Below are 25,952 nucleotides of genomic sequence, written 5' to 3'. Positions count from 1 at the left end.
GGAACGCGGCTTTTACAGCAAGGAGTAGTGAGTAGGAAGTGACGCGCGATGATGTGGCCGGGTATCACTTCCCAGCCACCGCGCAGCAGAAGTTTGCGAAGCAGGCGATAAAACACGACAACCGGTATCGACATGACGGCCGACGCTCACAAGGCGCCGCCCCGCCGGCCGAACCGCGACGCCCCACCGAACGGCGTCGAACCGGTGCTAATCCAGCGCCGCGCGTGTTGCCTGCATCGCGAGCAACTGCCATTGCCCATCGACCTGAATGTGGATGGCCGTGTACGCGATCGGGAACAACAAGGCGCCGTTCTTCGACTCCATCTCGAGCAGCGCGCGCCCAAACACGATCCATGTGTCCCGGCCGCCCGGCATCACGTCCTGCGACTGGATCTCGATCTGCCGATAGCGCCGGCGCCCCGCCGTGATCGCGTCGATAAACTGACGCTTCGTCTCGCGCTTGCCATTGGTGTGCACGTAGCTGGCGTTCTCCGCCAGCAGCGCGTCCAGCAATTCGCCGTCACCGTCGACCATTGCACGGAAACGGTCGCGCTCGAGTTCACGGATTGCCTCGACGGGGGTATCGATGGGTTGTGCCGGCATCTTCGATTCCTTTCGCGCTAGAGGAACCGATGGACGCGGTCCTCGTCAGAAGTTGTATTGCAAATATATCTCGCTGAAATTTATACCAGGATTCGGGTGTTCGAAACCGGCGTTGGATAAATGCTGAAATCGCAAGCCTGCCTGATAGTTCTGATGTGCGCCAAATTGAGCGCCCACGCCCACCATGTCGGCAAACTGAAAGGACGAGGAAAAGGTCCGCGTCTCGGTTTCGCGAACGTGCGACAAGAGGCGTACGCCTACGCCAGCTTCAACATAGGGCCGAATCCATCCCGAACTCTTGATGAACCGGAATACCGGCGTGAAACCGAATTCCCAGATGCCCGGATGCGATGCCTGGCTTTCACGAATGTCCCAGTAGGCCACGTGCGCTTCGCCCACGACGGTGAAGTGGAAACCGCCGATTTGCCACCACGTCCAGTTGGGATCCCAGACGCCGCCGACATCGGCCTTCCGGACATCGTGGTCGGCAACCCCGCCGGCGATCTGCAAGCCGAACTGATCGGCGTGGGCAGTGGCCGAAGCCAGGACCAGCGCACCGAACAAGGCACCGTAGAAAGAGCGCTTTTGCCAGACACTTTTGTTCTTCTGCATGAATACTCCGGAGCTGGATTCTCACAAGACAGGCTCGCCGCTAACGCAGCAAGTCGCCATTTTAGAGACGGTCTCAAAAAAGTGCTCAGAAGAGTTCTGCTGAATGAGGAAAACACGGAATTAAGTTTCGTCGAATCCCGATTGCCGGGTAAATCATGCGAAATCTTGCAAATTTCTTTCGGTAAGTTTGACAACGAAAGCGTTTCGCGGCGTGCAACAGTGCGGGAAAGCACTTATTGGCTATTGGAGCAGAGATTCTAATAGCGTATGGGAACTTGGACACACAAGGCCCCTCTAATCCTTAGCACTCGAAATAGCAGAGTGCTAATATCCTGCTAGACCCGGTTTTTCATCGGGTTTTTTGTTGATAAGGAGCATACAAGCGTGACCAATGCGATGACCCTCCCGAATACTGGACACTCGGCGCCGGCCAAGGCCGCTTCGGCAGGTGCGCTGACGTTTGCGCAGTCGTCCATGTTGACCGGCCAGATCGGCAACATCGACGCCTACATTTCGGCTGTCAACCGGATTCCGATGCTAACGCCGTCGGAAGAACGTCAGTACGCCACCGAATTCCGTGACAACGACAACCTGGACGCGGCGCGTCAGCTCGTGCTGTCGCATCTGCGCCTGGTGGTATCGATTGCCCGCAATTACCTGGGATACGGCCTTCCCCACGCCGACCTGATTCAGGAAGGCAATATCGGTTTGATGAAGGCTGTGAAGCGCTTCGATCCGCAACAAAACGTGCGGCTGGTGTCGTATGCCATGCACTGGATCAAGGCCGAGATTCACGAGTACATCCTGCGCAACTGGCGCACGGTGAAAGTGGCGACCACGAAGGCGCAGCGCAAGCTGTTTTTCAACCTTCGCAGCCACAAGACCGGGCACAACGCGTTCACGCCGGACGAGGTTGATAGCCTGGCGAAAGAGCTGAATGTGAAGCGCGAAGAAGTCTCGGAAATGGAAACGCGTCTTTCCGGCGGCGACATTGCGCTGGAAGGTCAGATCGACGACGGCGAAGAATCATATGCGCCTATCGCGTATCTGGCCGACTCGCACAATGAGCCAACCAACGTGCTTGCATCGCGTCAGTTCGACAAGCTGCAAAGCGAGGGGTTGTCGACCGCGCTCGAATCGCTCGACGAACGCAGCCGCCGGATCGTTCAGGCGCGCTGGCTCGAAGTGGAAGACGACGGCTCGGGCGGCAAGACGCTGCATGAACTCGCCGACGAGTTCGGGGTATCGGCGGAACGGATTCGCCAGATCGAAGCCAGCGCAATGAAGAAAATGCGCACGGCGCTGCACGAGTACGCTTGACCGTTTAGCGCAGGAGTTTCACCGCTTGAGTTTTTTAGCGGTGCGTGAACGGGCGAATGAGCGTTGCGTGGAGAAGACTTGAAAGCCCGCCGTCGAAAGACGGCGGGCTTTTCTTTGCCTGCTCGATTTGCGTGTGTCCAGAGTGCCCCGACAGTGCCCCGACACGCACCCATAAAAAAGCGGCGCCAAAGGTTTCCCCGTGGCGCCACTCGGCGTTCAGCCGGTAGACCGTCTGCGACCTAGCGCGACATCATGTGCGCACCGACGTTATGGAGTACCCACAACGTCCCGCCAATCAGGATCACCGCGACCAGCATGGCGAACCCGAACGAGATCAGGTTCCATCGCTGCGATGAAGACGTGTTCATATGCAGGAAAAACACCAGGTGCACGAGGATTTGAATGAACGCGAGCACCGCGATGGCGATGATCGATTCTGTCGGCCCCAACGCCTGTTGCATGACCAGTCCAAAAGCCGCAGCCGTCAGCACGACCGACAGGACGAAGCCAATGACATACGAGCGCACGCTGCCGTGGCCCGCGCCGGTATCGATTGAATGTGCGTTTGACATTTATACGACGCTCGTCAGATAAACAAAGGTAAAGACGCAAATCCACACGATGTCCAGAAAGTGCCAGAAAAGGCTGAGACACGTGAGGCGCGTCAGATCGCGCTGGGTAACTTTCTTGTTGCCGATTACCTGCACCGCCAGGACCGCCATCCAGATCAGGCCGACCGTTACGTGCAAGCCGTGCGTCGCGACCAGCGTGAAGAACGCCGACAAAAACGCACTGCGATCAGGTCCGTAACCCTGCGAGATCAGCAAGCCGAACTCGTGGATTTCCATGCAGATAAACACAACGCCCAGCACGAACGTCACGCCGAGCCACGCCAGCAGCGCGGTCGACTTGCCCTTGTGAGCGGCCAGCATGCCAAAGCCGAACGTGATACTGCTCAGCAACAGGATGGCGGTTTCCAGCATGACGCCGGGAAGCTCGAACACGTCCTTGCCGGACGGGCCGTCGGCGAACTGATGACCCAAGACAGCGAACACTGCGAATAACGACGCAAAAATAATGCAGTCGGTCATCAGGTACACCCAGAACCCCAGCACGGTATTCGACGCGCCGTGGTCATCGTGCGATCCGGGCAAATCGAGTGGGATGGTTTTTTGCAGCATTACAGTGCCTCCTGCAGGTCCAGCGTCCGCGCTGGCGTCAGCGTCGGCGTGCCGTCCATACCGGCGATGGTTTCAGCCGAAATGGTGTAGTCGATGTCGTTGTCATAGCTACGAAGGATCAGCGTGACGACCACGCCCAGAAGCCCCGCGATTGCGAGCCACCAGATGTGCCAGACCATCGCAAAACCCACAGCCAGGCTAAACAAGCCAACAAACAGGCCCGCGCTTGTGTTGCGCGGCATGTGGATGTCGCGGTAATCCTCAACAGCGTGGCGTGTGCGTCCGCGTTCCTTCATGTGTGCGAACGCGTCGAGTTCATGGACCACCGGCACGACCGCGAAGTTATAGACGGGCGGCGGCGAACTGGTCGCCCATTCGAGCGTGCGGCCGTTCCACGGGTCGCCGGTGACATCTTTGTACGCGGGCGAGTTCCGCTTCACGACGCTGACGACAACCTGAGCGATCTGGAACACCACGCCCACGAGGATGATCAGCGCACCAATCAGCGCAACGATCATGTACGGCTGCCAGCCCGGCGTGTCGTAGTGATTCATGCGGCGCGTCGCGCCCATGAAACCGAGCACGTACAGCGGCATGAACGCGGTCCAGAAGCCGACGAACCAGCACCAGAACGCGCACTTGCCGAGCGTTTCGTTCAGCTTGAAACCGAACGCCTTCGGGAACCAGTACGTGAAGCCGGCAAGATACCCGAACACCACGCCGCCGATAATCGCGTTATGGAAGTGAGCAATCAGGAACAGGCTGTTATGCAGCACAAAGTCAGCGCCCGGCACGGCCAGCAGCACGCCCGTCATTCCGCCAACGGTGAACGTGATCATGAAGCCGAGCGTCCACAGCACGGGCGACGACAATTCCAGCCGGCCCTTATAGATGGTGAACAGCCAGTTGAAGATCTTCACGCCGGTCGGAATGGCAATGATCATGGTCATGATCCCGAAAAACGCATTCACGTTCGCGCCGGAACCCATGGTGAAGAAGTGATGCAGCCAGACGAGCAGCGACAACACCATGATCGAGCACGTGGCGTAGACCATGGTCTTGTAGCCGAACAACGGCTTTTTCGCGAACGTAGCCACGACTTCCGAGTAGATGCCGAACGCCGGCAGCACCAGGATGTACACCTCCGGATGTCCCCACGCCCAGATCAGGTTCAAATACAGCATGGCGTTGCCGCCGGCCTCGTTCGTGAAGAAGTGCATGCCGAGGTAACGGTCGAGCGCCAGCAACGCGAGCGTTGCGGTCAGGATCGGGAACGTGGCGAGAATCAGCACGTTCGAGCACAACGACGTCCAGGTGAACACCGGCATCTTCATGAGCGTCATGCCGGGCGCGCGCATCTTGATGATGGTTACGAAGAAGTTGACGCCGGTGAGCAGCGTCCCTATGCCGGATATCTGCAAACTCCATAAGTAGTAGTCGACACCCACCCCAGGACTGAATTGCAGCTCCGACAATGGCGGATACGCGAGCCAGCCGGTTTGCGCGAAGTCCCCGATCACCAGCGAGATATTGATCAGGATGGCGGCAAGCGCGGTCATCCAGAAACTAAGCGAGTTGATGAACGGGAACGCGACATCGCGTGCGCCAATTTGCAGCGGCACGACAATATTCATCAGGCCGATCATGAACGCCATGGCCATGAAGAAAATCATGATGACGCCGTGCGCCGTGAAGATCTGGTTGTAATGCTCGGGCGGCAAGAATCCCGGCCCGTTAGACGCGAGCGCGAGTTGCGTGCGCATCATGAGCGCATCGACAAAACCACGCAGCAGCATTAATACCGCCACCACGATATACATCACGCCAATCTTCTTGTGATCAACCGACGTCAGCCATTCACTCCACAGATAGCCCCACTTCTTGAACCACGTCAGCCCGACCACCACGGTCAGCACAATGAGCGCCATGAACGCTGCCGCGCCCATGATGATCGGCTGATCGAACGGTATGTCCGCTAGCGTTAATTTTCCCAACAGATTTCCAAACATGGCTTACCCCTTCGTGCGGCAGATCGGGTCGGGTATGTTGCGAGCATGCCCGTTGTTATATTTCGCGACGATGCTCTGAAACAGATTTGCGTCGACCTTGGAGAAGTACTGGACCGGATGCTTTTCGGTCGGCAAGGCAACGGCTGCATAGTTCACGCCGTCGAGCTGACTCGGCGATGCCTTGACCTTCGAGACCCAGGCCGCAAACTCCTCCGGCGTAGTTGCCACGGCCCGGAATTTCATGTCCGAGAAGCCTTGACCACTGAAATTCGCAGAGATGCCCGCGTAATCGCCCGCTTCGTCGGCGATTAAATGCAGTTTGGTCTGCATGCCCGCCATTGCATAAATCTGGCCGCCCAATTGCGGGATGAAAAACGAGTTCATTACCGAATCCGACGTAATCTTGAAATTCACCGGCGTACCGACCGGAAACTCGATTCTGTTAACCGACGCAATACCCAGATCCGGATAAATGAATAACCATTTCCAGTCGAGCGCAACAACTTCGACATTAATTGGCTGGACCTCTGACACGATTGGCTGATAAGGATCGAGCGCATGTGTGCTCTTGTACGTCAAAATACCCAGATACAAAATGATCAGACTCGGGACGAGCCAGATCACCACTTCAATCTTGGTAGAGTGAGCCCATTTCGGCAAATACTCAGCCGATGTATTTGATTGCCGATACTTCCACGCAAACAGCAGCGTCAGGAAGATCACCGGCACCACCACGATCAGCATGGCGTACGTAGACGTAAGAATAAGATTCTTCTCAGCCAGTCCGATGCTGCCTTTAGGATCGAGAAGATCCATCTGACCACAGCCCGACAGAAGAAGAGCAGGGAAAATTGCTAATCGCTTGCAAAACCCCGACCCGGATTTTTGTTTCATACCTTGCCCGATTTCAACGTTTTTGAGATATTACGTTAGACTTTTAATCAGCCTCGGGGAGAAGGGTAGCGCGACTTCAAGGGTCCACTTAATCCAATTTTTTCGAAAAATATTTTGTGTTTATTCGATGCGTCTTATTGCCGCATATTAATTGTAAAAGATTTATGGAGTTTTTACGGGAATTATCGAGATAACTAAATTAGTGGCGGAAATTATGAATAAGGGGATACGTTACTGATCACCCGTAGAACGTGGTTCGAGCCTGGATCATGCCCGAACCACCTATCATTTGATGCAGAATAACGACTATTCTTTCACTTCAGGTAAAGTCCCGGCGCCCATGACCCTTCGCGTGAAGAAAACTGGAAGGTGACCTTCGTGGTATTTCGGATACAGAGTCCGATCTCCTTCGCTCCAGCTTGTTTTTGCGCCGCGATATACGCGCTGATGTCAGTAGTCCGCACCTGCTGCACGTTGTCCGCATAGAACCGGCCAATGGAGCCAGTCGTTCCGCATGCCGACGCCTTGGGTAAATTAGCCGCGTCGTCCCAGTCAGTCGAGGCGGCATACACGTAAAGGGAAACTGCACTGGTATCGGTGATATTGCCGCCGAGAGTCTGGAGGAAAGAGCCGACATAGGGGTAGTCGTCCAGGTTTTCCGGCATCGGAAATTTGATCAGGATAACGTCGCCCGGCGCTGAGACCAACGTTGCGCCCGTCGGACGAACGGCGCCGTTGCCGTCCAACTGGACGTTTGCCGCGGCCGCTGAATAATAGACAGGAATGCTCTTGTCGCAGGACCCACCGGGAACACCGCCCGAATCACCGCCCTTGTTCATGCACGTATCGACCAGGTATTGCATAGTCTGTACGTGCCATGCATTGATAAAGTCGCCATGGGCCGTGTACATGCTTCCCCACTGCGGCACCCACGTGCCATTCTGCAACACAGGGTCGAGCGATAACTGCGCGGTGGACAAATCCGGATCGCTCCCGAGGTCATACGCAACATTCATTTGCAACTCCGGAATCTTGACCGGATAAGCACTGGGACATGTGCCGTCGGAGTTCCGATACGCCACGTTGAGCTGGCCCTTTGCCGCTTTCATGAGGCTGCTCATCAGGTTCGCCCGGTTGCTTCCGAAGGGCGTCAGAGTCTTGCCATCCCAGCAATCTGGGAAATGCACCGAGATATTGAGCTGCGAAGGCGGGGAATTGCTGCTGATAGGAGGGCAGCTTTTCGGCATGGTGGTTGTGTAACTCCCGCTGCCGGCGCACAAGAAGTTGATGTGCGAGTTCGGAGCGGTCCCCATGTGATCTCCGGCCAGCATCTGCAATCCGGGCGGAATCGCCTGAACAGCAACCACCGCCTGGTCATTCTTGTAGTAGGTCTTCTGATACATCGGAGAGATGACACCCGATGCTCGTTTCAATTGCGGCGTCCAGTATGCCGAACGATCCGCAGCCGAATCGCACGTGATGACCTTATTATTGTTCAATGAATCGTAGGTACTGTAAGCGTCTGCGTTTGCGTTACCGAAAAAGTCATGCACCATCGCTTCTCCCGGCTTTCCAGGGTAAACAATGGGATCGTCCGGCAACGTATGAGAGTAAGCGCATTGCGTGTTGAACTGGTTAGCGTGAGCAGCCCCGGCGACAAACATCAGCAAGGTCCAGATGACAAGTTTTACTTTCATGAACGACTCCTGAGAAGGAAACGTAAACGTAGATGGAATCAGTTTCTCGATACGATTTAATTACTTAGTATTGTTAATCAATTTGCAATGACGAAGCCGATAACCAAACTTTCTGGAGGGCAGTTCCCTTACGTGGAAGAAACGAACGCGGGAAATGCTTTCCGGAACTATTTATTTAGTTTTACTTATTTATACAGCAACAAATAATAGACCCGGATCATGACTTTCGCCATGCCGGGTCGTCAGGTAAACCAAAGGAATTTGAAACTTGCGAGCCCATCTGCATCAATGGGTTCACTTTGTCAGCGGTTGGGCCCTTGAAGGCCCAACCGCCAACGTCTTGCTACGGCGCGAGTTATGCCGGCAGCGGCGCCGCGCCACCGCCAGAAGAAAGACGCTTCGCCATGGTGTCCGCGTAACGTTGCGCGGCATTGCCCACGACAATGTGGAACGTATCTGCCGACACCCAGGCTACGTCGAGCGCCGACAAACGCTGACGATCCACCGACGACGGATCGCGCACCACCACGCGCAGCCGCGTTGCAGCAACAGCATCAAGCGAAGCGACATTGGTCGCACCACCGAACACCGCAAGCCAGCGCACTGGATCGGGGTCCAGCGGACCTTGCTCGCCTGGAGCGACCGCAGCCAAAGAAGCAGCGGCAGGCTTGGACGAAGCCGGCGTTGCACCGCGCGGGGATGAACGTTCGAGTTCGGTGCGGATTTCATCGGAGATGAGATCGGCTTCCGGCCCGATGATGACCTGCACACTCGTCGCGCCGCGCTTCAACACGCCGCGTGCGCCAATCGACTTCAATTCCGGTTCCGAAACCTTCGCCGAATCCACGACCGAAAGACGCAGACGGGTCGTGCAGGCGTCAACGAGCGTCAGGTTCGACGCGCCGCCCAAAGCCGCGATGTAGCGTACTGCGCGCGGCACGGTAGCGCCGGCTGTCGGGGAAACAAAGCCCGTGTTGTCGTACGATTCGACTTCTGCGTCGGTCGTAGCAGGCTCACGGCCCGGCGTTGCCATGTTGAACTTGCGGATAAAGAAGCGGAACAGTCCGTAATAGACCACAGCGTAGACAATGCCCACCGGAATCGCCAGCCAGCCGCGCTGCGAAAGACCGTAGTTCAGCACATAGTCGATGGCACCGGCCGAGAACGTGAAGCCGAGGTGAATGCCCAGTGCCGAGCAGATCGCAAGCGACAGGCCCGTCAACACCGCGTGGATCGCGTACAGCGCCGGTGCGAGGAACATGAAGGTGTATTCGATCGGCTCCGTCACGCCCGTCAGGAACGCGGTCAGGGCCATCGAGAAAAGCAGGCCGCCGACCATTGCGCGACGTTCCTTCGGTGCTTCATGGAACATGGCCAGGCACGCTGCCGGCAAGCCGAACATCATGACCGGGAAGAAACCCGTCATGAAGCCGCCTGCCGTTTTATCGCCGGCAAAGAAACGATGCAAATCGCCCGTCACCGCCGCGCCGCCGCCCGGGGGCGTGTACGAACCGAACACGAACCATGCAAGCGAGTTGATGATGTGGTGCAGGCCCGTCACCAGCAGGATCCGGTTCAGCACGCCGAACACGAACACGCCCAGCGCGCCCGCGCCCGTCAGCCAGCCGCCGGCTGCATCGATAGCTGCCTGGATTGGAGCCCAGACATAGCCAAGTACGATGCCGAGCACCAGACAGGTCACCCCCGTGACAATCGGCACGAAGCGTTTCCCTCCGAAGAACGCGAGGTACTCAGGGAGCTTGATGTCTTTATAGCGGTTATAGAGATACCCGGCCACGCAACCCGCAAGAATCCCCGACAGCACGCCCATGTTGAGCTTGTCGTTGATGTCCTTCATCACCGCGATTTCGATCAGGTAACCGATCGCACCCGCCAGACCGGCCGTACCGTTGTTGTCCTTCGCAAAACCGACTGCCACGCCGATGGCGAACAAGAGTGGCAGGTTAGTAAAGATGGTGTCGCCGGCGTCGGCGATCATCTTGATGTTGAAGACATCCGGCTGGCCGAGGCGCAATAGCAGCCCGGCCACCGGTAGCACGGCAATCGGCAGCATCAGCGCGCGGCCGAGACGCTGCATTCTTGCAAACAGGTTAGCGTCCATCAGGTTCTCCAGAGATAAGTGTCTTGTCGTTGATCGTGTTGGTACAACATGTTGTCGATCGAAGCTTTTTTTACTAATAAACGCGATAAACGCGAAGGCTGGCTGCCGGACGGACGTGTTAGTCCAGCGGCCAGATTTCGCGGCTTGCTGCTCTTACTGCCTGTGCTGATTCGAGCGCCAAGGCATCCTCGGCGCGCTGACGGCACAGTGGGTAATCGAGTTTGCGCACGAGCGCCTTGATGCCGGGAACCGAAACCGGATCCACCGACAATTCCGTCACGCCAAGGCCCACGAGCAAGGGCACGGCGACCGGGTCACCGGCCAGCGCACCGCACACGCCGACCCACTTGCCGTGTTTCGCCGCGCCGTCCGTTGCTGCCTTGATCAGGCGCAGCACCGCGGGATGCAAACCGTCTGCCTGGGCCGCGAGATCGGCCTGGCAACGGTCCATCGCGAGGGTGTATTGCGTGAGATCGTTCGTGCCAATAGACAGGAAATCCGCGTGTTGAGCGAGTTGATCGGCCAGCAGCGCCGCCGACGGCACTTCGATCATCACGCCCACTTGAATGGGATCGGTCCGGCCAATCTCCGCCGCGAGTTCATCGATGCGCTTTCTCAAACGCACGAGTTCGCCGGAGTCGGTGACCATAGGCAGGAGAATGCGCACCGTGCCGAACGGTTGCACCGCGAGCAGACCACGCAACTGGTCGTCGAGGAGATCGGGGCGCACCTGCGCCAGGCGAATGCCGCGCAAGCCCAGCGCCGGGTTCGTTTCAGGCGGCAGCGTGAGGTAATCGACTTCCTTGTCCGCGCCCACGTCGAGCGTACGGATGATCGCCGTGCGCCCGTTCAACGCGCCCACGATCGATTGATAGCTATCCTTATGTTCCTCGGCCGTAGGAGCAGACTGGCGATGAATGAACAACAATTCGGTGCGCAGGAGACCGACTGAGTCCGCGCCGTTATCGACGGCGGTCTTTGCGTCGTCAAGCGTCGCGATGTTCGCCGCGACTTCGATCGTGCGGCCGTCGTGCGTTGCTGCCGCTTCCTGTGACGTGCGCCGGTTCACCTCACGCACGCCCGCGAGACGCTGGCGCTCAAGGCGCGCGCGTTCCACATCGAGCGCGGTGGGCGCGTGCTCCAGCCGACCTGCCGACGCATCGACCACGACCTGCGTGCCGTCGGGAATGGCGTGCAGCGCGTCGCCCACCGCGACCAGGGCCGGAATGCCGATCTGGCGCGCGATGATCGCCGCATGCGACGTCGCGCCGCCGCGTGCCATCACCAGCGCGGTTACGCGCGTGCGGTCGAGCGACGACAGGTCGGAGGGGGTGAATTCATCGGCGGCGAGCACGGCTTCGTCGGGCAATTCGCGTGCCGCCGTGTTCGTATAACCGAGCGCGCGCAGCACGCGCTTTTCGATATCGCGGAGATCCGATGCACGTTCAGCCAGCAACGTGTCTTCGATAGTCGACAGCAACACGATCTGCGCGCGAATCGCTTCACGCCACGCGAAGCCGGCGCTCTTGCCGAGGCTGATCAGATCGCGCGCGGCATCCAGCAGCGTGGGGTCTTCCAGCAATACGCGATGCACCGCGAAAATTCCCGCCTCACCGACCGCACCCCGTTGCGAAGCAGTCCGTACGGTTTCGCCCAGTTCCGCGTCGATGGTAGCAATGGCTTTATCCAGCAGGCGGCTTTCCGCTGCCGATGTACCGGTTGCCTGTTCGGGCGGCGTGATGTCGTTATCGTCCCAGCGCACGAGCTTGCCGACCGCAATTCCCGGCGATGCACACACGCCGGCGATCGTATTCGGATCGAGCGGCTTGCCGGGTTCGCGGACCACCGCGAGCGGCGCGGGAGATTGCGTGCGCGCCGGTTTCTCTTCCACTTCACCATGCGCTTCACGCAGCAATTCCGCCGCGACCGCGTCTACCGCCGCGACCGCTTGCGCGCCCACGCCGAGCAATTCGACCGTCGCGCCTTCGCCTGCGCCGAGTCCGAGCAAACCGACCACGCTTTCAATCGGCGCTTTACGGCCGTTGAAACGGACTTCCACCTTGGCGTCGAAACCACGCGCCGCTTCGCGGGCGCGCGCAGCGGGCCGTGCGTGCAAACCGCCGGCGTGCGCGAGCGTTACGTTGCGGCGCGCTTCATCGGTGAAATTCGAGTCGCTGCGGGCCGCGTCCGCTTTCGCGCCGCCCTTGCCGCGCAGCACGAGCAACTGGCTTTCGCCCGCCGTCAACATGCCTCGGCCAGCGCGCTCGACAACCTCGAACGCGTCGCTATTGGCAACCGCGATCACTGAAACGAGGCTCGGCGCGTTCTGCGCGACGTAGTCGGCGTCGAATTCGATCAGCACCTGGCCGGCGCGCACGCTGGCGCCTTGCTCGACCTTCGGCGTAAAACCTTTTCCGGAAAGCTCGACCGTATCGATACCGATATGCACCAGGATTTCCGCCCCTTGCGGCGTGCGCAAAGTCACGGCGTGATGAGTGCGGGCAAGATGCGTGATGACGCCATCGCAGGGTGAAAGCAACGCACCTGACAGCGGATCGATACCAATACCATCGCCGAACATACCGTCCGCAAACACAGGATCGGGGACATCGGCGAGCGGCACCATCGGGCCGGTGAACGGCGCGAGCAACACGAAATCGTTCGGGTTTTCGGGGGAATGATTCAACAGGGACTCCTCGGCACGGCGCATCGGATGACTCTCGATTAACGGGTTTCGGTGACTTTGGCCAAATGGCGCGGCGCGTCGGGATTACGCCCGCGCGCGGCTGCCAAGGCGTCGGCCATCACATAGAAGGACAGGATCGCGGCGATGGGATCGAGCGCGAAATGGGCGGTCTCGACAAGCGGCAACGTGGCTTCGGGCACATCGGCGGGCGCGGCGAGCAGCACGCGTGCGCCACGTGCGCGCATGTCGCGGGCGAGCTGGATCAAGCCGGCCTGTTCCGGGCCGCGCGGTGCGAACACGAGCAGCGGATAGTCCTCGCCGATAAGCTCCATGGGACCATGCCGCACTTCCGCGCTGGAGAACGCCTCGGCCTGGATGCCCGACGTTTCCTTCAGCTTCAGCGCCGCTTCCTGGGCAATCGCGAGACCGAGTCCACGGCCGATCACGATCATGCGGTCGACGTTTTTCAGTTCATCGACAGCATGCGACCAGTCAAGCTTGCCCGCTGCGCGCAATGCATCCGGCAGCGTTTTCAAGGCGTTCAGCAACTCAACGTCTTTCTGTACGTGCGCAATCACGATCGCCGAAAGCGACAACATTGCGATATAGCTTTTGGTCGCGGCCACCGACAATTCCGGCCCGGCCAGCAGCGGCAGATTCCACTCGCACGCTTCGGCGAGCGGCGAACCAGGCGCGTTGACAGCAGCCACGGTCAGCGCGCCGGCGGCACGCAACGCCTGCATCGTGCCGATCAGGTCGGGACTCTTGCCGGACTGCGAGAACGCCACCGCCAGTTGGCCTTTCACGCGCAAAGGGGCTTGTTGCAAGGTCGCAACCGACATGGGCAACGAAGCGACCGGCACGCCGATACGGCTCATGGTCAGGCCTGCGAAGTAACTGGCGGCGTGATCCGATGAACCGCGCGCAACGGTCAATGCAACGTGGCGCGGCTCTTCGGCGAGCCGTGCGGCGAGTGCTTCGATGTGGGAGGTATCGGCGAGCTGGGCAACCACCACTTCGGCGGAGGCCAGTGCCTCGTCAAGCATATTCGACAATTGATTCACCCTCAACATAAGTAGCCGTCAACGCAAGTTCGCGATCGAAAACAACGAGGTCCGCCCACGCGCCACGCGCGATCCGGCCTCTGTCTTCGAGGCCGAGATAATCGGCGGCGTAGCGTGACAGGCGATTGGAAACGTCCGCTATCGGCAAGCCGATAGAGACAAGATTGCGCAGCGCCTGATCCATGGTCAGCGTGCTGCCGGCGAGCGTGCCGTCGGCAAGACGCACGCCGCCCATGCACTTCGTGACGTGCTGGCTGCCCAGGCGATATTCGCCGTCGGGCATACCGGACGCCGAGGTGCTGTCGGTGACCACATACAGGCGCGGAATGGCGCGCAGCGCAGCCCGGATTGCGCCGGGATGCACGTGCAGGAGATCGGGGATCAGTTCGGCGTATTCGGCATGCGCGAGCGCCGCGCCGACCACGCCGGGGTCGCGGTGATGCAGCGGCGACATGGCGTTGAACAGATGCGTGAAACCGCGTGCGCCGTGTTTGAGCGCATTGACGGCGTCGTCGTAAGTAGCGAGCGAATGGCCCACTTGCACGCGCACGCCGCGCGCCGCCATTTCCTGGATCACTTCAATATGCCCGGAGATTTCCGGCGCGATCGTGACCACGCGGATGGGCGCGAGCGACAAGTACTTCAGCACTTCGTCGCGCACCGCAACCGCTGCCGCATCCGGTTGCGCGCCGAGCTTGCCGGGATTAATGTACGGGCCTTCCAGATGAACGCCCAGCACGCGGGCGCCACCTGGCGCGCGGCGGATGGATTGTTCGCCGAGGCCCGCGACGACTGCCATGAGTTCGTCGCGCGGAGCGGTCATGGTGGTGGCAAGCATGCTGGTGGTACCGTGCTTCGCGTGCTCGCGTGCAACGGTGGTCGCGGCGTCACCGCCTTCCATGATGTCCGAACCGCCGCCGCCATGCACATGGCAGTCGACGAAGCCCGGCAGGATGTACGGGGCGTCATTGGTCTTCGGGTCCACGCGCGCACCTTCGAGCGCCGTTACCCGTCCGTTCGCAAACTCGACCGAGCCGTATATCCAGCCGTCGGTCGTCAGGATGTTTCCTTTCAGCATGAATCTCTCTCGTGAAACGTACCGCTTGACGTGCATCAGGCGCGTCTGGCGGTGCGCGCTTGCGCATGATGAAGCTCCATCAACCGTCGCACCCGCTGCGAGCAGGCCGGAAGTCGCCGGTAAAACGGTTCCCGGTGACGTCCCGCGATGGCGTTTTTCGCCTCTGGAATTGTTTTGCGACGTCTGTTTCGACGTCTCGCCGGCCCGGTGATGGAGGGACTCTGGCGCCATGCTTAAAGCACTGATAACGCAAGAACGGGTCGCTAGCCAGACACCTTGATTGACACCTTGCGACCAATTTTTACGATCATTTGACTGATCGATTGTGCATAAGAATGGTCACGAAGCCGCCATCTTTTGCGAGCCCATTATATAACCAAAATAATACCAGTCAATTTTCAAAATCAATTGGCGCGTCTCTCACAAACTTGTTAATTATCAATAGGTTGAACGTATCTCGAATTGATTTCACGGATGCTTTCGCATCAGTAATTACCCTCGAATTACAGCCCACTTCAATGCTGCTGGTCTACACACTATAGACGCCCGTCGACCGCTGCAAGAGGTGCCGCCGACGCTCTTCTGCACGGTCATACTTTTTATCGGCACAATGGTCTCGATCGATTTGCCAGGGGAAACGGCGAACGGCATAAAAACGAGAGAGCGAGGCGGATATGGACAGTTCCATGAGCAACGGCCTGACGGCGGCGGTACGCCGTTTCCAATGGTTTTATGCGTGCCATGTCAGGGCGCCGCACGAGTTGGTCGAGCAAAGCGTGCTCTCGCTAACGGAAATGCGCGTGCTGTTTGCCGTCATGCACGCCGGCACGTGCACGGCGGCGGACATCTCGCGCACGCTCGGGCTCGATACCGGCTATCTGAGCCGCATGCTGACGCAATTCGAATGCGCCGGACTGATCGAGAGGCAGCCATTTTCCGGCGACGCCCGCCGCAACCAGGTTTCATTGACCACGACCGGAGAGACGACGCTGGCTGCGCTGAGCACGCACGTGCGCGACGACGTTTCGGCCACGCTGGACGCAATGACGCGGGACCAACGCGCGCAATTGCTTGCATCAATGGGTTGCGTCCAGCGGCTGCTCGGGCCGAACGGCGACGCGGCACGCGTTCGGCTGCGCGGTCCGCGACCGGGTGATTTCGGCTGGATCGTTGAGCGCGAGGCGCAACTCGCCCCCGATGGAATGCAAGCGCAATGTGAGCGGGAAACGCGTACCGCGATTGTCGTAGCGGATTACCTGACCGCACCCGATCCGCTGCGCAATGCGTGCTGGATTGCCGAGCAGGACGGCGTCAGCGTAGGCGCGAGCCTGCTGATAGGCGTATCAGCCGGGAGTGCACGGCTTTCGGCGTTGTTCATGGAACCGGGCGTGAAGCGAGGCGGTATCGCTCGCCGTTTGATCAACGCGTGCGTGACGTTTGCCACCGAGGCCGGGTATGACCGCATCGTCTGCGCGAGCGATCTGAACCCGGTTCCAGTTGCCCCTCTTCTGCGGCCGTTTGGTTTCGAGGAACTAAGCGGCCAGGGAGAATGGGAAAAGCGCTTGAAAGGACCTCGCGCCTTTTAGCGCCTGCGCACCGGAGCGGCCGCGCGGGCTTAATATTGAGGCCCGTTCTCTATCGGTTGAAATCGCCCATGTACGTCATCCATCTACGCTACACCGGCGCGCTCGCTGAAATCGACGACGCGCTCGACGCTCATCGCCTCTATCTCGAACAGCAGTTCGATGCCGGCGCGTTTATTATCGCTGGGCCCAAAATACCGTGCGACGGCGGCATTATCCTGGCGGCAACCATGGACCGTGACCGGCTCGACGCGATCATTGCGAAAGACCCCTTCTCGCAGCAGCGGCTCGTGCACTACGACATCATCGAGTTCAACGCCACGCGGTTGGCACCGGGACTGAATTTGCCGCAATCGCCGTGAGCGTTGTCGGCGATAGTTTGAAGCGGGAATCACCTACGAAAAAGGCCGTTTCAACTCACGTTGAAACGGCCTTTTTCGCAACTGATTCGCACTCGTAGCAAGCGTCCGCTTAATCGAGCAACAACTTCAGATCGTGTACCCACGTATCCACGCCCTGCCCGTCGCGTGCGAACAACCTGAGCCGACCTTGCGGGTCGAAGACATAACTCGCGGCCGTGTGGTCCATGGTGTAATCGCCCGCCGCCTTGCCGGGAACCTGCGCGTAATACACGCGAAAATCCTTCGTGATCTTGACGAGTTCGGCCGTGTCGGCGGGACGCAGGCCGATGAACGTCGGGCTGAACGCCGACACATATTCGCCCAGCAACGGCGCTGTATCGCGTGCGGGATCGACGGTGACCATCAGTACCTGAACACGCTTGCCGTCGTCGCCAAGTTGTTGCAGCGCCTGCGAGAGTTCGGCGAGCGTGGTCGGACAAACGTCCGGGCAATGCGTGTAGCCGAAGAACAGCACCACGGCCTTGCCTTTGAAGTCACCGAGCGTGCGCGTTTTGCCGCTGGTGTCGGGCAACGAAAACTCGCTGCCGAACTGCGTATTGCCCGTGATGTCGAGATTCGTGAACGCCGGTTTGCTGTCGCATCCTGCGAGCAGCACGGCGGCCAAAACGAATCCCAACCAGACAGCGATTCCCCGAACTGAAAACGTCATAGACCGATCACCGTCCGCACGTAATGATCCACGAGCAGCGCGCCGAACAGCAGCGACAAATACACGATGGAGAACCGAAAGGTCTTGCGCGCGAGGGCATCGGAATATTCACGATAAATCTTCCACGCGTAGCCAAGGAAAACGCCGCCGAGCACCACGGCCGACGCCAGATACAGCAGACCGCTCATGCCGGAGATAAACGGCATCATGGTCACGGCAAACAGGATCACCGTGTACAAAAGGATATGCAGGCGCGTGTATTTCTCGCCGTGCGTGTTCGGCAGCATCGGCAAGCCGGCGTTCTCGTAGTCCTTGCGCCGATACAACGCCAGCGCCCAGAAGTGCGGCGGCGTCCACACGAAGATGATCAGGACAAGAATCCATGCGTCCCCGGGCACATGGCCCGTGACAGCTGCCCAGCCAAGCGCCGGCGGCATGGCGCCCGACGCACCACCAATCACGATGTTCTGCGGCGTCGCGGGTTTCAGCAAACAGGTATAGATCACCGCATAGCCAACAAACGTGGCGATTGTCAGCCACATGGTCAGCGCGTTCGTGAACGTGTAGAGCGTCCACATGCCTGCGCCGCCGAGCACCGCTGAAAACAGCAAGATCTGCACAGGCGTGATCTCGCCGCGTGCGGACGGACGCCACGCGGTGCGGCGCATCATTGCATCGATCTTTTGTTCCATCAGGCAGTTGATGGCGAACGCGGCCCCGGCCAGCAGCCAGATGCCCACGGTTCCGCCGATCAGCACAGTCCACGGCACCATGCCCGGCGTGGCCAGGAACATGCCGATGACCGCGCAGAAAACCGCGAGTTGCGTCACGCGCGGTTTGGTCAACGCAATGTATTGCGAGAGGCGGTTACCGGACGGGGAAATCAGTGTCGTGCTGTCCATAGAAACTCACGGAGCTTGGCGCGGGAGTGATGCGGGAACGGCGTCGCGCGGGGCCGTGGCAGGCGACCCCACAACATGGCCGGGACGGCTGGAGGAGATTCGAAAGTTTACCATAACGAGCAACAGCAAAAGGATGGCCGCCCCGCCGTTGTGGGCCACGGCAACAGGCAGCGGCCACTGCAGCAGGATGTTCGACAATCCCGTCAGGAACTGCACGACGATCACGATCATGATGCCGTTGGCGGGTTTTCTCAACGACTCAAATCGCCGCAGTTTCGCCGCGAGCCACAATGTGTATAGCACGACGACGATCGCAAAGGTCCTGTGGGTCCAGTGAATCGCGACGAGCGCGTCCTGCGAGATGACATCGCCGTCGCCGGTCATCCCGAGCGCCCGCCACAGGTGGAAGCCGTGCTCGAAGTTCATCGGCGGAATCCACGCGCCGTTGCACAGCGGGAAGTCCGTGCAGGCGAGCACCGCGTAATTCGTGCTGACCCAGCCGCCCAGGGCGATCTGGACCACCAGCAGCACCAAGCCGACGAGCGCCGCGGGGAGCCAGCGAGCGGCGGCGGGATCGATAGCGGGAATCGGTGTCTGGCGCGCGGCCAGCCAGCCAAGCGCGCCGAGCAACGCCAACCCGAGCAACAGATGCGTGGTCACAATCACCGGCTGCAGTTTCATGGTGACCGTCCACGCCCCGAACGCGCCCTGCACCACGATCAGCATCAGGATTCCGGTCGGCCACCAGGGCGACACGTGCAGCGGCCGACGCTTGAAACGCGCCGTCCATGCAATCAGAACCTGCGCGATGATCAACACGCCGATCGCCATGGCGAAATAACGGTGGATCATTTCAATCCACGCCTTGCCGATACTCACCGGCCCCGTCGGCATCGCCTGATAGGCGGCGTTAATGGCAGCATGCGCAATAAACGGCGACGACGTGCCGTAACAACCCGGCCAGTCGGGACAACCGAGACCCGAATCGGTCAGACGCGTAAAACCACCGAACATCACGAGGTCGAGCGTCAGGAACGTGGTCAGCCAGACAAGCTTGCGGAATTTGTTGTCGTCGGCTTTCACCCACACATACGAAAGCGGCAACAACGCAATGCAGATGCCGATCAATCCGAGTTGTAAAACGTAAGTCATGCGTGCACTGTCCTCAACTCGTCTTCAACCGATCCGCGACCACTTCAGCAGCTTCGCCAGATCCGCCTTGATCTTCTCCGGCTCCGGATTCTTCGGGAACCGCATCATGAGATTGCCATTGGGATCGACCAGGAAGATATGGTCGGTGAGTTGCGAATCCGCGCCCGCCGGCAGCCACGCCGCGACGGTTTTGGGATCGGCGACCAGCATGCGCGTGTCCGGCTGTGGATAAGCCGTTTGGATCACGCTCGACACCGGTTTGTCATCGGTACGAAGCCAGACGTTGACCACCCGGTCGCGTTCCGCGCCTTGCAGCACGCGCACCTGCCGCATGAAGAAGAGGCGCGTGACGCATTGTTCGTTGCAATCGCTGCCGTTGACCGTGATCATCAACCATTTACCGCGCAAGACGGTGAGCGGCATGGGCTTGCCTTGTTCGTCGGTAACGACGAGTGGGTCGGGAATCGGCCGTTGCGGCTCGATCAGCGCACCGTAGCTCGTGGTGCCACCGGTCGGCTTGACCACGTAGTACATAAAATAGGACGCGAGGACCGGCGCGGCGCAAACGGCCGCGAGCAGGATCAGCATCCAGCGCCCCTTGTTCCATGAACCGGGCGTGCGTTCTTGTTGCTGAGCACGCGCCTTGTGAATGGCAGACGCGGACGGTCGGGGAGTTTGCATGGACAAAATGTTGCCTCTATTCGTTTGCGGCATCGCGTACTTCTTTCATGCGATGCGTTCATTCAAGCGCAGGGCGCCTGCTTCATGGCTGCCGGCCGGTCCCGGTGTTGGTCGTGTGCGTCGGCCCATCACTTCCGGTCAAGCCCGCCCGACGCGAACACACGCGTCGTCCTTTACTGGCCCAACCCGTCGATTATTGGATCAGACTTTCCCATCCAGCGTTTCCGGTGCGCCCTGCCCGTCACCGTCCTTCTTCCCTTCGTTCTTCGCCGCGCGCCTTGCCGCGTACAGCCCGAACCCGAGCGCGGCGAGCGCCATACCCCACCATTGCAGCATGTAGCCGTAGTTGGTATCCACGCCCATGGTGGGCGCCGGCCAGTCACGCACCAGCTTGTCACCGCTGTTGTTCAATTGCTGGATCACGAACGGTTGCAGTGGCAAACCCGTTTCGGTGGCGTACGCGGCGACATCGAGATTCTGCCGAATCTTTTGCTGCGCCGCGGAACCGCCGTGTCCGAGTTCGAAAGCCTGCGACGCGTTCGCCCGCGCAACGCCTTCAATCTCGACAACACCTGACGGCGTGTCATACGGCTCAATGCCCGTGCGGTCCGCCAGATTACGCGGCAACCAGCCGCGATTCACCAGGACCACCCCGCCGCCATCAAGCTTAAGCGGCATCACGACGTAGAAACCCGGCTGGTCGTTATAGGGCCGGTTATCGAGATACACAACCCGATCGGGCATGAACGTACCACGCGCCAGCACACGATGAAAATTGATGTCCTTCAGCGCAATCGGCGTCGCGCCCACGCGTTGCACCGGCGCGTTTTCAAACGCGACAATCTGCGCGTTCAACTGCTCTTTCTGATGCGCGCGGTCCCGCTGCCAGAAGCCAAGACGCACGGTAACCGCCATGACGATCAAAATGATCAGCGCCGGCCAGAAACGAATTTTCATACCGCATTTCCACCGATGAAAACCTGAACGCCCACGCGGCATGTTACCTGCGGTGCGATAATTGAGCGATCGAACTTCCTAGGCCAACTGGCTGTTTTCATGCACATATTCGTTGCCATTGCATTCATTCTCATCATCGCGAGCCTGGGTTCTGCGCTGTACTTCATGATGACCGACAAGGGCAAGACCCAACGCATGGTGTGGTCGCTCGCCATGCGGGTCGGGCTGTCGATCTCGCTGTTCCTCTTCATCCTGTTCGCCCACTGGATGGGCTGGATTCAGTCCACCGGGATTCCGCTCGGACGCTGAGTAACGCCTTTCTTAAGTCTCTCAAGTCTTAAGTTACGCGTGGGTTGGGCCTTCTGGCAGCGCGAAGGTTCGCCCTGGATCGCGGAATACTAGCGGGCCGTTGCACTCAACGCTGCGACAAAACCGCGCAGGAAACGCTTTCCTCAACCTTCCGCCAAGCCGCGTTCAAAAACAAAACGCCGCCCGAGTCAGGTCGAGGCGGCGCTTTGCAAAGCATCTTTTTCAATCGACTTCTTTCGATCCACTTCTTTCAATCCACTTCAAGCCATCCTGCCAGGCCGGACGCGGGTGGATCAAGCCACCAACATCCGCCACAGCCTGGACCGCTGTCTGAATACTTACAACCAGTACACGACCACGTACAACCCGAGCCACACCACGTCCACGAAGTGCCAGTACCACGCGGCCCCTTCAAACGCGAAGTGATGCTCCGCGGTGAAGTGCCCGCGAATGACACGCACGAGAACGACGGTGAGCATCGTGCCGCCGAGAAACACATGGAAACCGTGAAAACCCGTCAGCAGGAAGAACGTGGAACCGTACACGCCCGAAGCCAGCGTCAGGTTCAGTTCGTTGTACGCGTGGAAATATTCATAGCCCTGGCAGAACAAAAAGCATGCGCCAAGCAGCACGGTCGCAGCCAGCCAGATAATCGTTTTCTTCCGATGATTCTCGCGCAGCGCATGGTGAGCAACCGTCAGCGTCGCGCCTGAACTCAGCAGCAGCGCCGTATTGATAGTCGGCAGCGGCCACGGCGTCATGGAGCGGAAGTGCGACACCAGCGCGGCAGGACCGTTGTTCGGCCAAACGGCGGTGAAGTCCGGCCAGATCAGCTTGTAATCGAGGCTGCCCAGCTCATGCAGCGCGATCTCGCGGGCGTAGAACAACGCGCCGAAGAATGCCCCGAAGAACATCACTTCGGAGAAGATGAACCAGCTCATGCTCCATCGGTACGACAAATCGACGTTCTTGCCGTACATCCCGCCTTCGGATTCCCCAATGGAGTCTCCAAACCAGTGCCACAGCGTGTACAGCAGCCAAAGCAGGCCGATGACAAACGTGATCGGCGCCCATGATTCACCATTGACCCACGACGCCAGCGAAGCCATCGAGATCAGCAGGCCGGTGGCGGCCATGATCGGATGTCTCGACGGGTGCGGGACGAAATAGTACGGGCTTTCGTTTTGACCGCTCATTATTGATTCTCCACTTCGATCCAGTTGCTTGAATTTTTTCTGCCACTGCCGCCGCTTGATCCTTCCGCAGCAACGCCACTGGCGTTATCCCACCACCGCCCGCACCACCACCAGCAACACGACGATAAACAGCGCCGCCCCGATAACCCCGGCCGCGATCAAATGCAGCGGGTTCAACGAGGCATCGCTTTCCAGGTCGCTGCGGCGGCGCACGCCGAAGAACGACCAGAAAACTGCCTTCAGCAACCGGAGAAAGCTGTTCTTCGGCGCCTGCTTTTGTGTTTCAACCATCTCACGTCTCCGTCGCCTGGCGCGGCTTATGTACCACTCTGCGTACCACCGGCTGCCGCGTATTTGCCGGAAAGCGCGGCCTTATGGGCTATATACCGCTTCGCGACACCGACGCAGGCGCGGTCAATTCAAAGAACGTGTACGACAACGTGATCGTTTTCACATCCTTGGGCAGCTTCGGGTCCACCACGAACACCACGGGCATGCGCCGGGTCTCGTTCGGTTTCAACGTCTGCTGCGTGAAGCAAAAGCACTCGATCTTCTTGAAATACTCGGTGGCCTGCATGGGCGCGTAGCTCGGAATGGCTTGCGCCTGAACCGTGCGGGCTTGCTGGTTGGTCACCTCGTACATCACCGTCATCACTTCGCCCGGATGCACGTCCAGCGTGTTCTGTTCCGGCTTGAACTGCAACGGGCCGCGCGCGTTTGCATCGAATTCGATGGAAATCTTGCGGCTCGTGTCGACCTGCGTGTTCCTCGCTTCCCGTGCGCCCACGTCGCGCTGCACGAGATTGTTGATGCCGGTAATCGAGCAGATCGCACGATACATGGGCACGAGCGCAAAACCAAAACCGAACATGGCCGCCGCCACCACAATCAGCTTGACCATCATCGAGCGGTTGAACGCGCGATCTTCCTTGATCTCCTCAGGCGTCGACACGTTCCCTAGCCTCTCGACCGCACGTACTGATCGACGACAACCGCCGCGAAAAACACCGCGGCTACCGCCAGCAGGATCAGGCCAAGCCGCTTGTTGCCCGCGCGAACTTGCTCGGGCGTGCGTTGCTTCTGTGAATTCCGGGTCATCCGTTCAGGCTTTATTCCGCTAGTCATGCGCTTCGCTGTCATTGTCCTGCGTGGCGCGCGTCCCGTTTTTTGAATCTGAACGGAACGCGCTGCGTGGCTTTACTCGACGTGCGGCGGCTGCTCGAACGTGTGGAACGGAGCCGGGCTCGGCACAGTCCATTCCAGACCTTCGGCGCCGTCCCACGGCTTGTCGCTGGCTTTCTCCAGATCACCGCCACCGCGATACGCCGGCAATGCCACCGCGAACAGGAAGTACACCTGCGCCAGACCGAAACCAAACGCGCCAATCGTCGCAATCTGGTTGAAGTCCGTGAACTGCGCCGGGTAATCCGCATAACGACGCGGCATGCCGGCGAGGCCCAGGAAGTGCATCGGGAAGAAGGTGATGTTGAAGAAGATCATCGACGCCCAGAAGTGGATCTTGCCGCGCGTCTCGTTGTACATCCAGCCGGTCCACTTCGGCGACCAGTAATACCAGCCGGAGAAGAGCGCGAACAGCGACCCCGCCACCAGCACGTAGTGGAAGTGCGCCACCACGTAGTAAGTCCCGTGCATCTGGATATCAAGCGGCGCCATGGAGAGGATCAGGCCCGTGAAACCGCCCATGGTGAATACGAACAGGAAGCCGATGGCAAACAACATGGGCGATTCGAAGCTCAACGAACCGCGCCACATGGTTGCGACCCAGTTGAACACCTTAACGCCGGTCGGCACCGCGATCAGCATGGTCGCGTACATGAAAAATAGCTGACCCGTCACCGGCATGCCGGTGGCGAACATGTGGTGCGCCCAGACCATGAACGAGAGAATCGCGATGGATGAGGTTGCGTACACCATCGAGCTATAACCGAACAAAGTCTTGCGCGAGAACGCCGGAATCACCTGCGACACGATCCCGAACGCCGGCAAGATCATGATGTACACCTCGGGATGCCCGAAGAACCAGAAGATATGCTGGTACATCACCGGGTCGCCGCCGCCTGCTGCGTTGAAGAACGACGTGCCGAAGTGGCGATCGAACAGCACCATGGTGATCGCGCCTGCCAGCACCGGCATCACGGCAATCAACAGGTAGGCGGTGATCAGCCAGGTCCAGCAGAACATCGGCATCTTCATCAGCGTCATGCCAGGGGCGCGCATGTTCAGAATCGTCACGACGATATTGATACCGCCCATGATCGACGACGCACCCATCAGGTGGATCGCGAAAATGGCGAAGTCCATGCCCGGGCCCATCTGCGTGGAGAGCGGCGCGTACAGCGTCCAGCCGGCAGCGGTCGCGCCGCCGGGAACGAAGAACGATGTGATCAGCAGGATGGCCGCCACCGGCAGCAGCCAGAAGCTGAAGTTGTTCATGCGCGCGAAGGCCATGTCCGACGCGCCGATCTGCAGCGGAATCTGCCAGTTCGCGAAACCGACGAACGCCGGCATGATCGCGCCGAACACCATGATCAGGCCGTGCATGGTGGTCAACTGGTTGAAGAACTCGGGACGCATGATCTGCAGGCCAGGCTCGAAGAGCTCGGCGCGGATCATCAGCGCCATCACGCCCCCGGAGAGGAACATGATGAACGAGAACAACAGGTACAAGGTACCGATGTCCTTGTGGTTCGTCGCGAACAGCCAGCGACGCCAGCCGTACGGCAGTTCGTGCGCGTGCTCGTCGTGGCCATGACCGTGATCATGAGCGTGGCCATGGTCGTGGCCCGCGGGTACATCGTGTCCGATGCTAGACAT

At 59.5% G+C, this 25,952-nt stretch carries 25 protein-coding genes; 4 read left to right on the top strand and 21 right to left on the bottom strand.

Annotation, left to right across the window (positions count from 1 at the left end):
- Window positions 1–207: 207 nt before the first annotated feature.
- Complete coding sequence (locus HB376_RS16725) at window positions 208–603, bottom strand: nuclear transport factor 2 family protein (protein WP_213764770.1); 396 nt, start codon at window positions 601–603, stop codon at window positions 208–210.
- Between the two features lie 45 nt (window positions 604–648).
- Complete coding sequence (locus HB376_RS16720; RefSeq protein WP_213764769.1) at window positions 649–1,215, bottom strand: acyloxyacyl hydrolase; 567 nt, start codon at window positions 1,213–1,215, stop codon at window positions 649–651.
- Between the two features lie 384 nt (window positions 1,216–1,599).
- On the opposite strand from HB376_RS16720, the gene rpoH reads away from it, so the two are divergent.
- Window positions 1,600–2,535, top strand: coding sequence for an RNA polymerase sigma factor RpoH (gene rpoH / locus HB376_RS16715; protein WP_158937166.1), 936 nt, complete (start codon window positions 1,600–1,602; stop codon window positions 2,533–2,535).
- A gap of 239 nt (window positions 2,536–2,774) precedes the next feature.
- On the opposite strand, the gene cyoD is transcribed toward rpoH, so the two are convergent.
- The 9 genes from cyoD to nagA form a co-directional block, all read right to left on the bottom strand.
- Window positions 2,775–3,107, bottom strand: a complete 333-nt coding sequence (cyoD, locus tag HB376_RS16710) for a cytochrome o ubiquinol oxidase subunit IV (protein WP_213764768.1) — start codon at window positions 3,105–3,107, stop codon at window positions 2,775–2,777.
- Window positions 3,108–3,716, bottom strand: coding sequence for a cytochrome o ubiquinol oxidase subunit III (gene cyoC / locus HB376_RS16705; protein ID WP_213764767.1), 609 nt, complete (start codon window positions 3,714–3,716; stop codon window positions 3,108–3,110).
- Window positions 3,716–5,713 (bottom strand): cytochrome o ubiquinol oxidase subunit I, encoded by a 1,998-nt coding sequence (gene cyoB / locus HB376_RS16700; RefSeq protein ID WP_213764814.1) that lies wholly within the window; start codon window positions 5,711–5,713, stop codon window positions 3,716–3,718. Before cyoB ends, cyoC begins: the two co-directional genes overlap by 1 nt.
- Window positions 5,714–5,728: 15 nt before the next feature.
- Entirely contained in the window at window positions 5,729–6,619 is an 891-nt protein-coding gene (cyoA, locus tag HB376_RS16695; protein WP_213764766.1) for a ubiquinol oxidase subunit II, read from the bottom strand.
- A 314-nt stretch (window positions 6,620–6,933) separates the two neighbouring features.
- Window positions 6,934–8,316 (bottom strand): DUF1996 domain-containing protein, encoded by a 1,383-nt coding sequence (locus HB376_RS16690; protein WP_213764765.1) that lies wholly within the window; start codon window positions 8,314–8,316, stop codon window positions 6,934–6,936.
- Between the two features lie 355 nt (window positions 8,317–8,671).
- Window positions 8,672–10,438 (bottom strand): N-acetylglucosamine-specific PTS transporter subunit IIBC, encoded by a 1,767-nt coding sequence (gene nagE, locus HB376_RS16685; protein WP_213764764.1) that lies wholly within the window; start codon window positions 10,436–10,438, stop codon window positions 8,672–8,674.
- Between the two features lie 118 nt (window positions 10,439–10,556).
- The gene (gene ptsP, locus HB376_RS16680) at window positions 10,557–13,148 is read right to left on the bottom strand and encodes a phosphoenolpyruvate--protein phosphotransferase (protein ID WP_213764763.1); all 2,592 of its coding nucleotides are present in this window, start codon (window positions 13,146–13,148) and stop codon (window positions 10,557–10,559) included.
- 14 nt (window positions 13,149–13,162) lie between these two features.
- On the bottom strand, window positions 13,163–14,170 hold the full coding sequence (locus tag HB376_RS16675) for an SIS domain-containing protein (protein WP_213764813.1): 1,008 nt from the start codon (window positions 14,168–14,170) through the stop codon (window positions 13,163–13,165).
- Window positions 14,163–15,266, bottom strand: coding sequence for an N-acetylglucosamine-6-phosphate deacetylase (nagA, locus tag HB376_RS16670; RefSeq protein ID WP_213764762.1), 1,104 nt, complete (start codon window positions 15,264–15,266; stop codon window positions 14,163–14,165). Before nagA ends, HB376_RS16675 begins: the two co-directional genes overlap by 8 nt.
- Window positions 15,267–15,952: 686 nt before the next feature.
- Between nagA and HB376_RS16665 the strand changes: the two genes are divergently transcribed.
- Window positions 15,953–16,852 carry a bifunctional helix-turn-helix transcriptional regulator/GNAT family N-acetyltransferase gene (locus HB376_RS16665; RefSeq protein WP_213764761.1) on the top strand — a complete coding sequence of 300 codons (900 nt, stop codon included), beginning with the start codon at window positions 15,953–15,955 and terminating at the stop codon, window positions 16,850–16,852.
- Between the two features lie 68 nt (window positions 16,853–16,920).
- Window positions 16,921–17,211, top strand: coding sequence for a YciI family protein (locus HB376_RS16660; protein ID WP_213764760.1), 291 nt, complete (start codon window positions 16,921–16,923; stop codon window positions 17,209–17,211).
- Window positions 17,212–17,320: 109 nt separating this feature from the next.
- Here the strand turns inward: HB376_RS16660 and HB376_RS16655 are convergent, their stop codons facing one another.
- The 5 genes from HB376_RS16655 to HB376_RS16635 all read right to left on the bottom strand — a co-directional run bounded on the left by HB376_RS16655 (window position 17,321) and on the right by HB376_RS16635 (window position 21,612).
- Window positions 17,321–17,920 carry an SCO family protein gene (locus HB376_RS16655; protein ID WP_213764759.1) on the bottom strand — a complete coding sequence of 200 codons (600 nt, stop codon included), beginning with the start codon at window positions 17,918–17,920 and terminating at the stop codon, window positions 17,321–17,323.
- A complete protein-coding gene (gene cyoE / locus HB376_RS16650; protein WP_213764758.1) occupies window positions 17,917–18,822 on the bottom strand; it encodes a heme o synthase in 906 nt (301 codons plus the stop codon). Before cyoE ends, HB376_RS16655 begins: the two co-directional genes overlap by 4 nt.
- A gap of 6 nt (window positions 18,823–18,828) precedes the next feature.
- A complete protein-coding gene (locus HB376_RS16645) occupies window positions 18,829–19,974 on the bottom strand; it encodes a COX15/CtaA family protein (protein ID WP_213764757.1) in 1,146 nt (381 codons plus the stop codon).
- A gap of 24 nt (window positions 19,975–19,998) precedes the next feature.
- The gene (locus tag HB376_RS16640) at window positions 19,999–20,655 is read right to left on the bottom strand and encodes a cytochrome C oxidase subunit I (protein ID WP_213764756.1); all 657 of its coding nucleotides are present in this window, start codon (window positions 20,653–20,655) and stop codon (window positions 19,999–20,001) included.
- 201 nt (window positions 20,656–20,856) lie between these two features.
- Entirely contained in the window at window positions 20,857–21,612 is a 756-nt protein-coding gene (locus HB376_RS16635) for an SURF1 family protein (protein WP_213764755.1), read from the bottom strand.
- A gap of 99 nt (window positions 21,613–21,711) precedes the next feature.
- Here HB376_RS16635 and HB376_RS16630 point away from each other — a divergent pair, with 99 nt between their 5' ends.
- Window positions 21,712–21,921 (top strand): twin transmembrane helix small protein, encoded by a 210-nt coding sequence (locus tag HB376_RS16630; RefSeq protein WP_213764754.1) that lies wholly within the window; start codon window positions 21,712–21,714, stop codon window positions 21,919–21,921.
- 338 nt (window positions 21,922–22,259) lie between these two features.
- Here HB376_RS16630 and HB376_RS16625 read toward each other — a convergent pair whose 3' ends face one another.
- From HB376_RS16625 to ctaD, 5 genes are all read right to left on the bottom strand, one after another.
- Entirely contained in the window at window positions 22,260–23,117 is an 858-nt protein-coding gene (locus HB376_RS16625) for a cytochrome c oxidase subunit 3 (RefSeq protein ID WP_213764753.1), read from the bottom strand.
- An 84-nt stretch (window positions 23,118–23,201) separates the two neighbouring features.
- Window positions 23,202–23,408 carry a DUF2970 domain-containing protein gene (locus HB376_RS16620; protein WP_213764752.1) on the bottom strand — a complete coding sequence of 69 codons (207 nt, stop codon included), beginning with the start codon at window positions 23,406–23,408 and terminating at the stop codon, window positions 23,202–23,204.
- A gap of 88 nt (window positions 23,409–23,496) precedes the next feature.
- A complete protein-coding gene (locus HB376_RS16615; RefSeq protein WP_213764751.1) occupies window positions 23,497–24,069 on the bottom strand; it encodes a cytochrome c oxidase assembly protein in 573 nt (190 codons plus the stop codon).
- 5 nt (window positions 24,070–24,074) lie between these two features.
- Window positions 24,075–24,215 (bottom strand): cytochrome oxidase small assembly protein, encoded by a 141-nt coding sequence (locus tag HB376_RS16610; protein ID WP_213764812.1) that lies wholly within the window; start codon window positions 24,213–24,215, stop codon window positions 24,075–24,077.
- A 99-nt stretch (window positions 24,216–24,314) separates the two neighbouring features.
- The gene (gene ctaD / locus HB376_RS16605) at window positions 24,315–25,952 is read right to left on the bottom strand and encodes a cytochrome c oxidase subunit I (protein WP_213764750.1); all 1,638 of its coding nucleotides are present in this window, start codon (window positions 25,950–25,952) and stop codon (window positions 24,315–24,317) included.

Origin of the sequence: Caballeronia sp. dw_19 (assembly GCF_018449515.1) — a bacterium.
Lineage (GTDB): Bacteria > Pseudomonadota > Gammaproteobacteria > Burkholderiales > Burkholderiaceae > Caballeronia.
Note: the sequence above shows the minus strand (reverse complement) of the source record. Positions and strands in the feature narration are given on the sequence as shown.

What these genes read in the sequence shown, in the direction of transcription:
- HB376_RS16725 (WP_213764770.1), bottom strand. Translation starts at nt 603, where the DNA reads ATGCCGGCACAACCCATCGATACCCCCGTCGAGGCAATCCGTGAACTC.
- HB376_RS16720 (WP_213764769.1), bottom strand. Translation starts at nt 1,215, where the DNA reads ATGCAGAAGAACAAAAGTGTCTGGCAAAAGCGCTCTTTCTACGGTGCC.
- cyoD (WP_213764768.1), bottom strand. Translation starts at nt 3,107, where the DNA reads ATGTCAAACGCACATTCAATCGATACCGGCGCGGGCCACGGCAGCGTG.
- cyoC (WP_213764767.1), bottom strand. Translation starts at nt 3,716, where the DNA reads ATGCTGCAAAAAACCATCCCACTCGATTTGCCCGGATCGCACGATGAC.
- cyoA (WP_213764766.1), bottom strand. Translation starts at nt 6,619, where the DNA reads ATGAAACAAAAATCCGGGTCGGGGTTTTGCAAGCGATTAGCAATTTTC.
- HB376_RS16690 (WP_213764765.1), bottom strand. Translation starts at nt 8,316, where the DNA reads ATGAAAGTAAAACTTGTCATCTGGACCTTGCTGATGTTTGTCGCCGGG.
- nagE (WP_213764764.1), bottom strand. Translation starts at nt 10,438, where the DNA reads ATGGACGCTAACCTGTTTGCAAGAATGCAGCGTCTCGGCCGCGCGCTG.
- ptsP (WP_213764763.1), bottom strand. Translation starts at nt 13,148, where the DNA reads ATGCGCCGTGCCGAGGAGTCCCTGTTGAATCATTCCCCCGAAAACCCG.
- HB376_RS16675 (WP_213764813.1), bottom strand. Translation starts at nt 14,170, where the DNA reads ATGCTTGACGAGGCACTGGCCTCCGCCGAAGTGGTGGTTGCCCAGCTC.
- nagA (WP_213764762.1), bottom strand. Translation starts at nt 15,266, where the DNA reads ATGCTGAAAGGAAACATCCTGACGACCGACGGCTGGATATACGGCTCG.
- HB376_RS16665 (WP_213764761.1), top strand. Translation starts at nt 15,953, where the DNA reads ATGAGCAACGGCCTGACGGCGGCGGTACGCCGTTTCCAATGGTTTTAT.
- HB376_RS16660 (WP_213764760.1), top strand. Translation starts at nt 16,921, where the DNA reads ATGTACGTCATCCATCTACGCTACACCGGCGCGCTCGCTGAAATCGAC.
- HB376_RS16655 (WP_213764759.1), bottom strand. Translation starts at nt 17,920, where the DNA reads ATGACGTTTTCAGTTCGGGGAATCGCTGTCTGGTTGGGATTCGTTTTG.
- cyoE (WP_213764758.1), bottom strand. Translation starts at nt 18,822, where the DNA reads ATGGACAGCACGACACTGATTTCCCCGTCCGGTAACCGCCTCTCGCAA.
- HB376_RS16645 (WP_213764757.1), bottom strand. Translation starts at nt 19,974, where the DNA reads ATGACTTACGTTTTACAACTCGGATTGATCGGCATCTGCATTGCGTTG.
- HB376_RS16640 (WP_213764756.1), bottom strand. Translation starts at nt 20,655, where the DNA reads ATGCAAACTCCCCGACCGTCCGCGTCTGCCATTCACAAGGCGCGTGCT.
- HB376_RS16635 (WP_213764755.1), bottom strand. Translation starts at nt 21,612, where the DNA reads ATGAAAATTCGTTTCTGGCCGGCGCTGATCATTTTGATCGTCATGGCG.
- HB376_RS16630 (WP_213764754.1), top strand. Translation starts at nt 21,712, where the DNA reads ATGCACATATTCGTTGCCATTGCATTCATTCTCATCATCGCGAGCCTG.
- HB376_RS16625 (WP_213764753.1), bottom strand. Translation starts at nt 23,117, where the DNA reads ATGAGCGGTCAAAACGAAAGCCCGTACTATTTCGTCCCGCACCCGTCG.
- HB376_RS16620 (WP_213764752.1), bottom strand. Translation starts at nt 23,408, where the DNA reads ATGGTTGAAACACAAAAGCAGGCGCCGAAGAACAGCTTTCTCCGGTTG.
- HB376_RS16610 (WP_213764812.1), bottom strand. Translation starts at nt 24,215, where the DNA reads ATGACCCGGAATTCACAGAAGCAACGCACGCCCGAGCAAGTTCGCGCG.
- ctaD (WP_213764750.1), bottom strand. Translation starts at nt 25,952, where the DNA reads ATGTCTAGCATCGGACACGATGTACCCGCGGGCCACGACCATGGCCAC.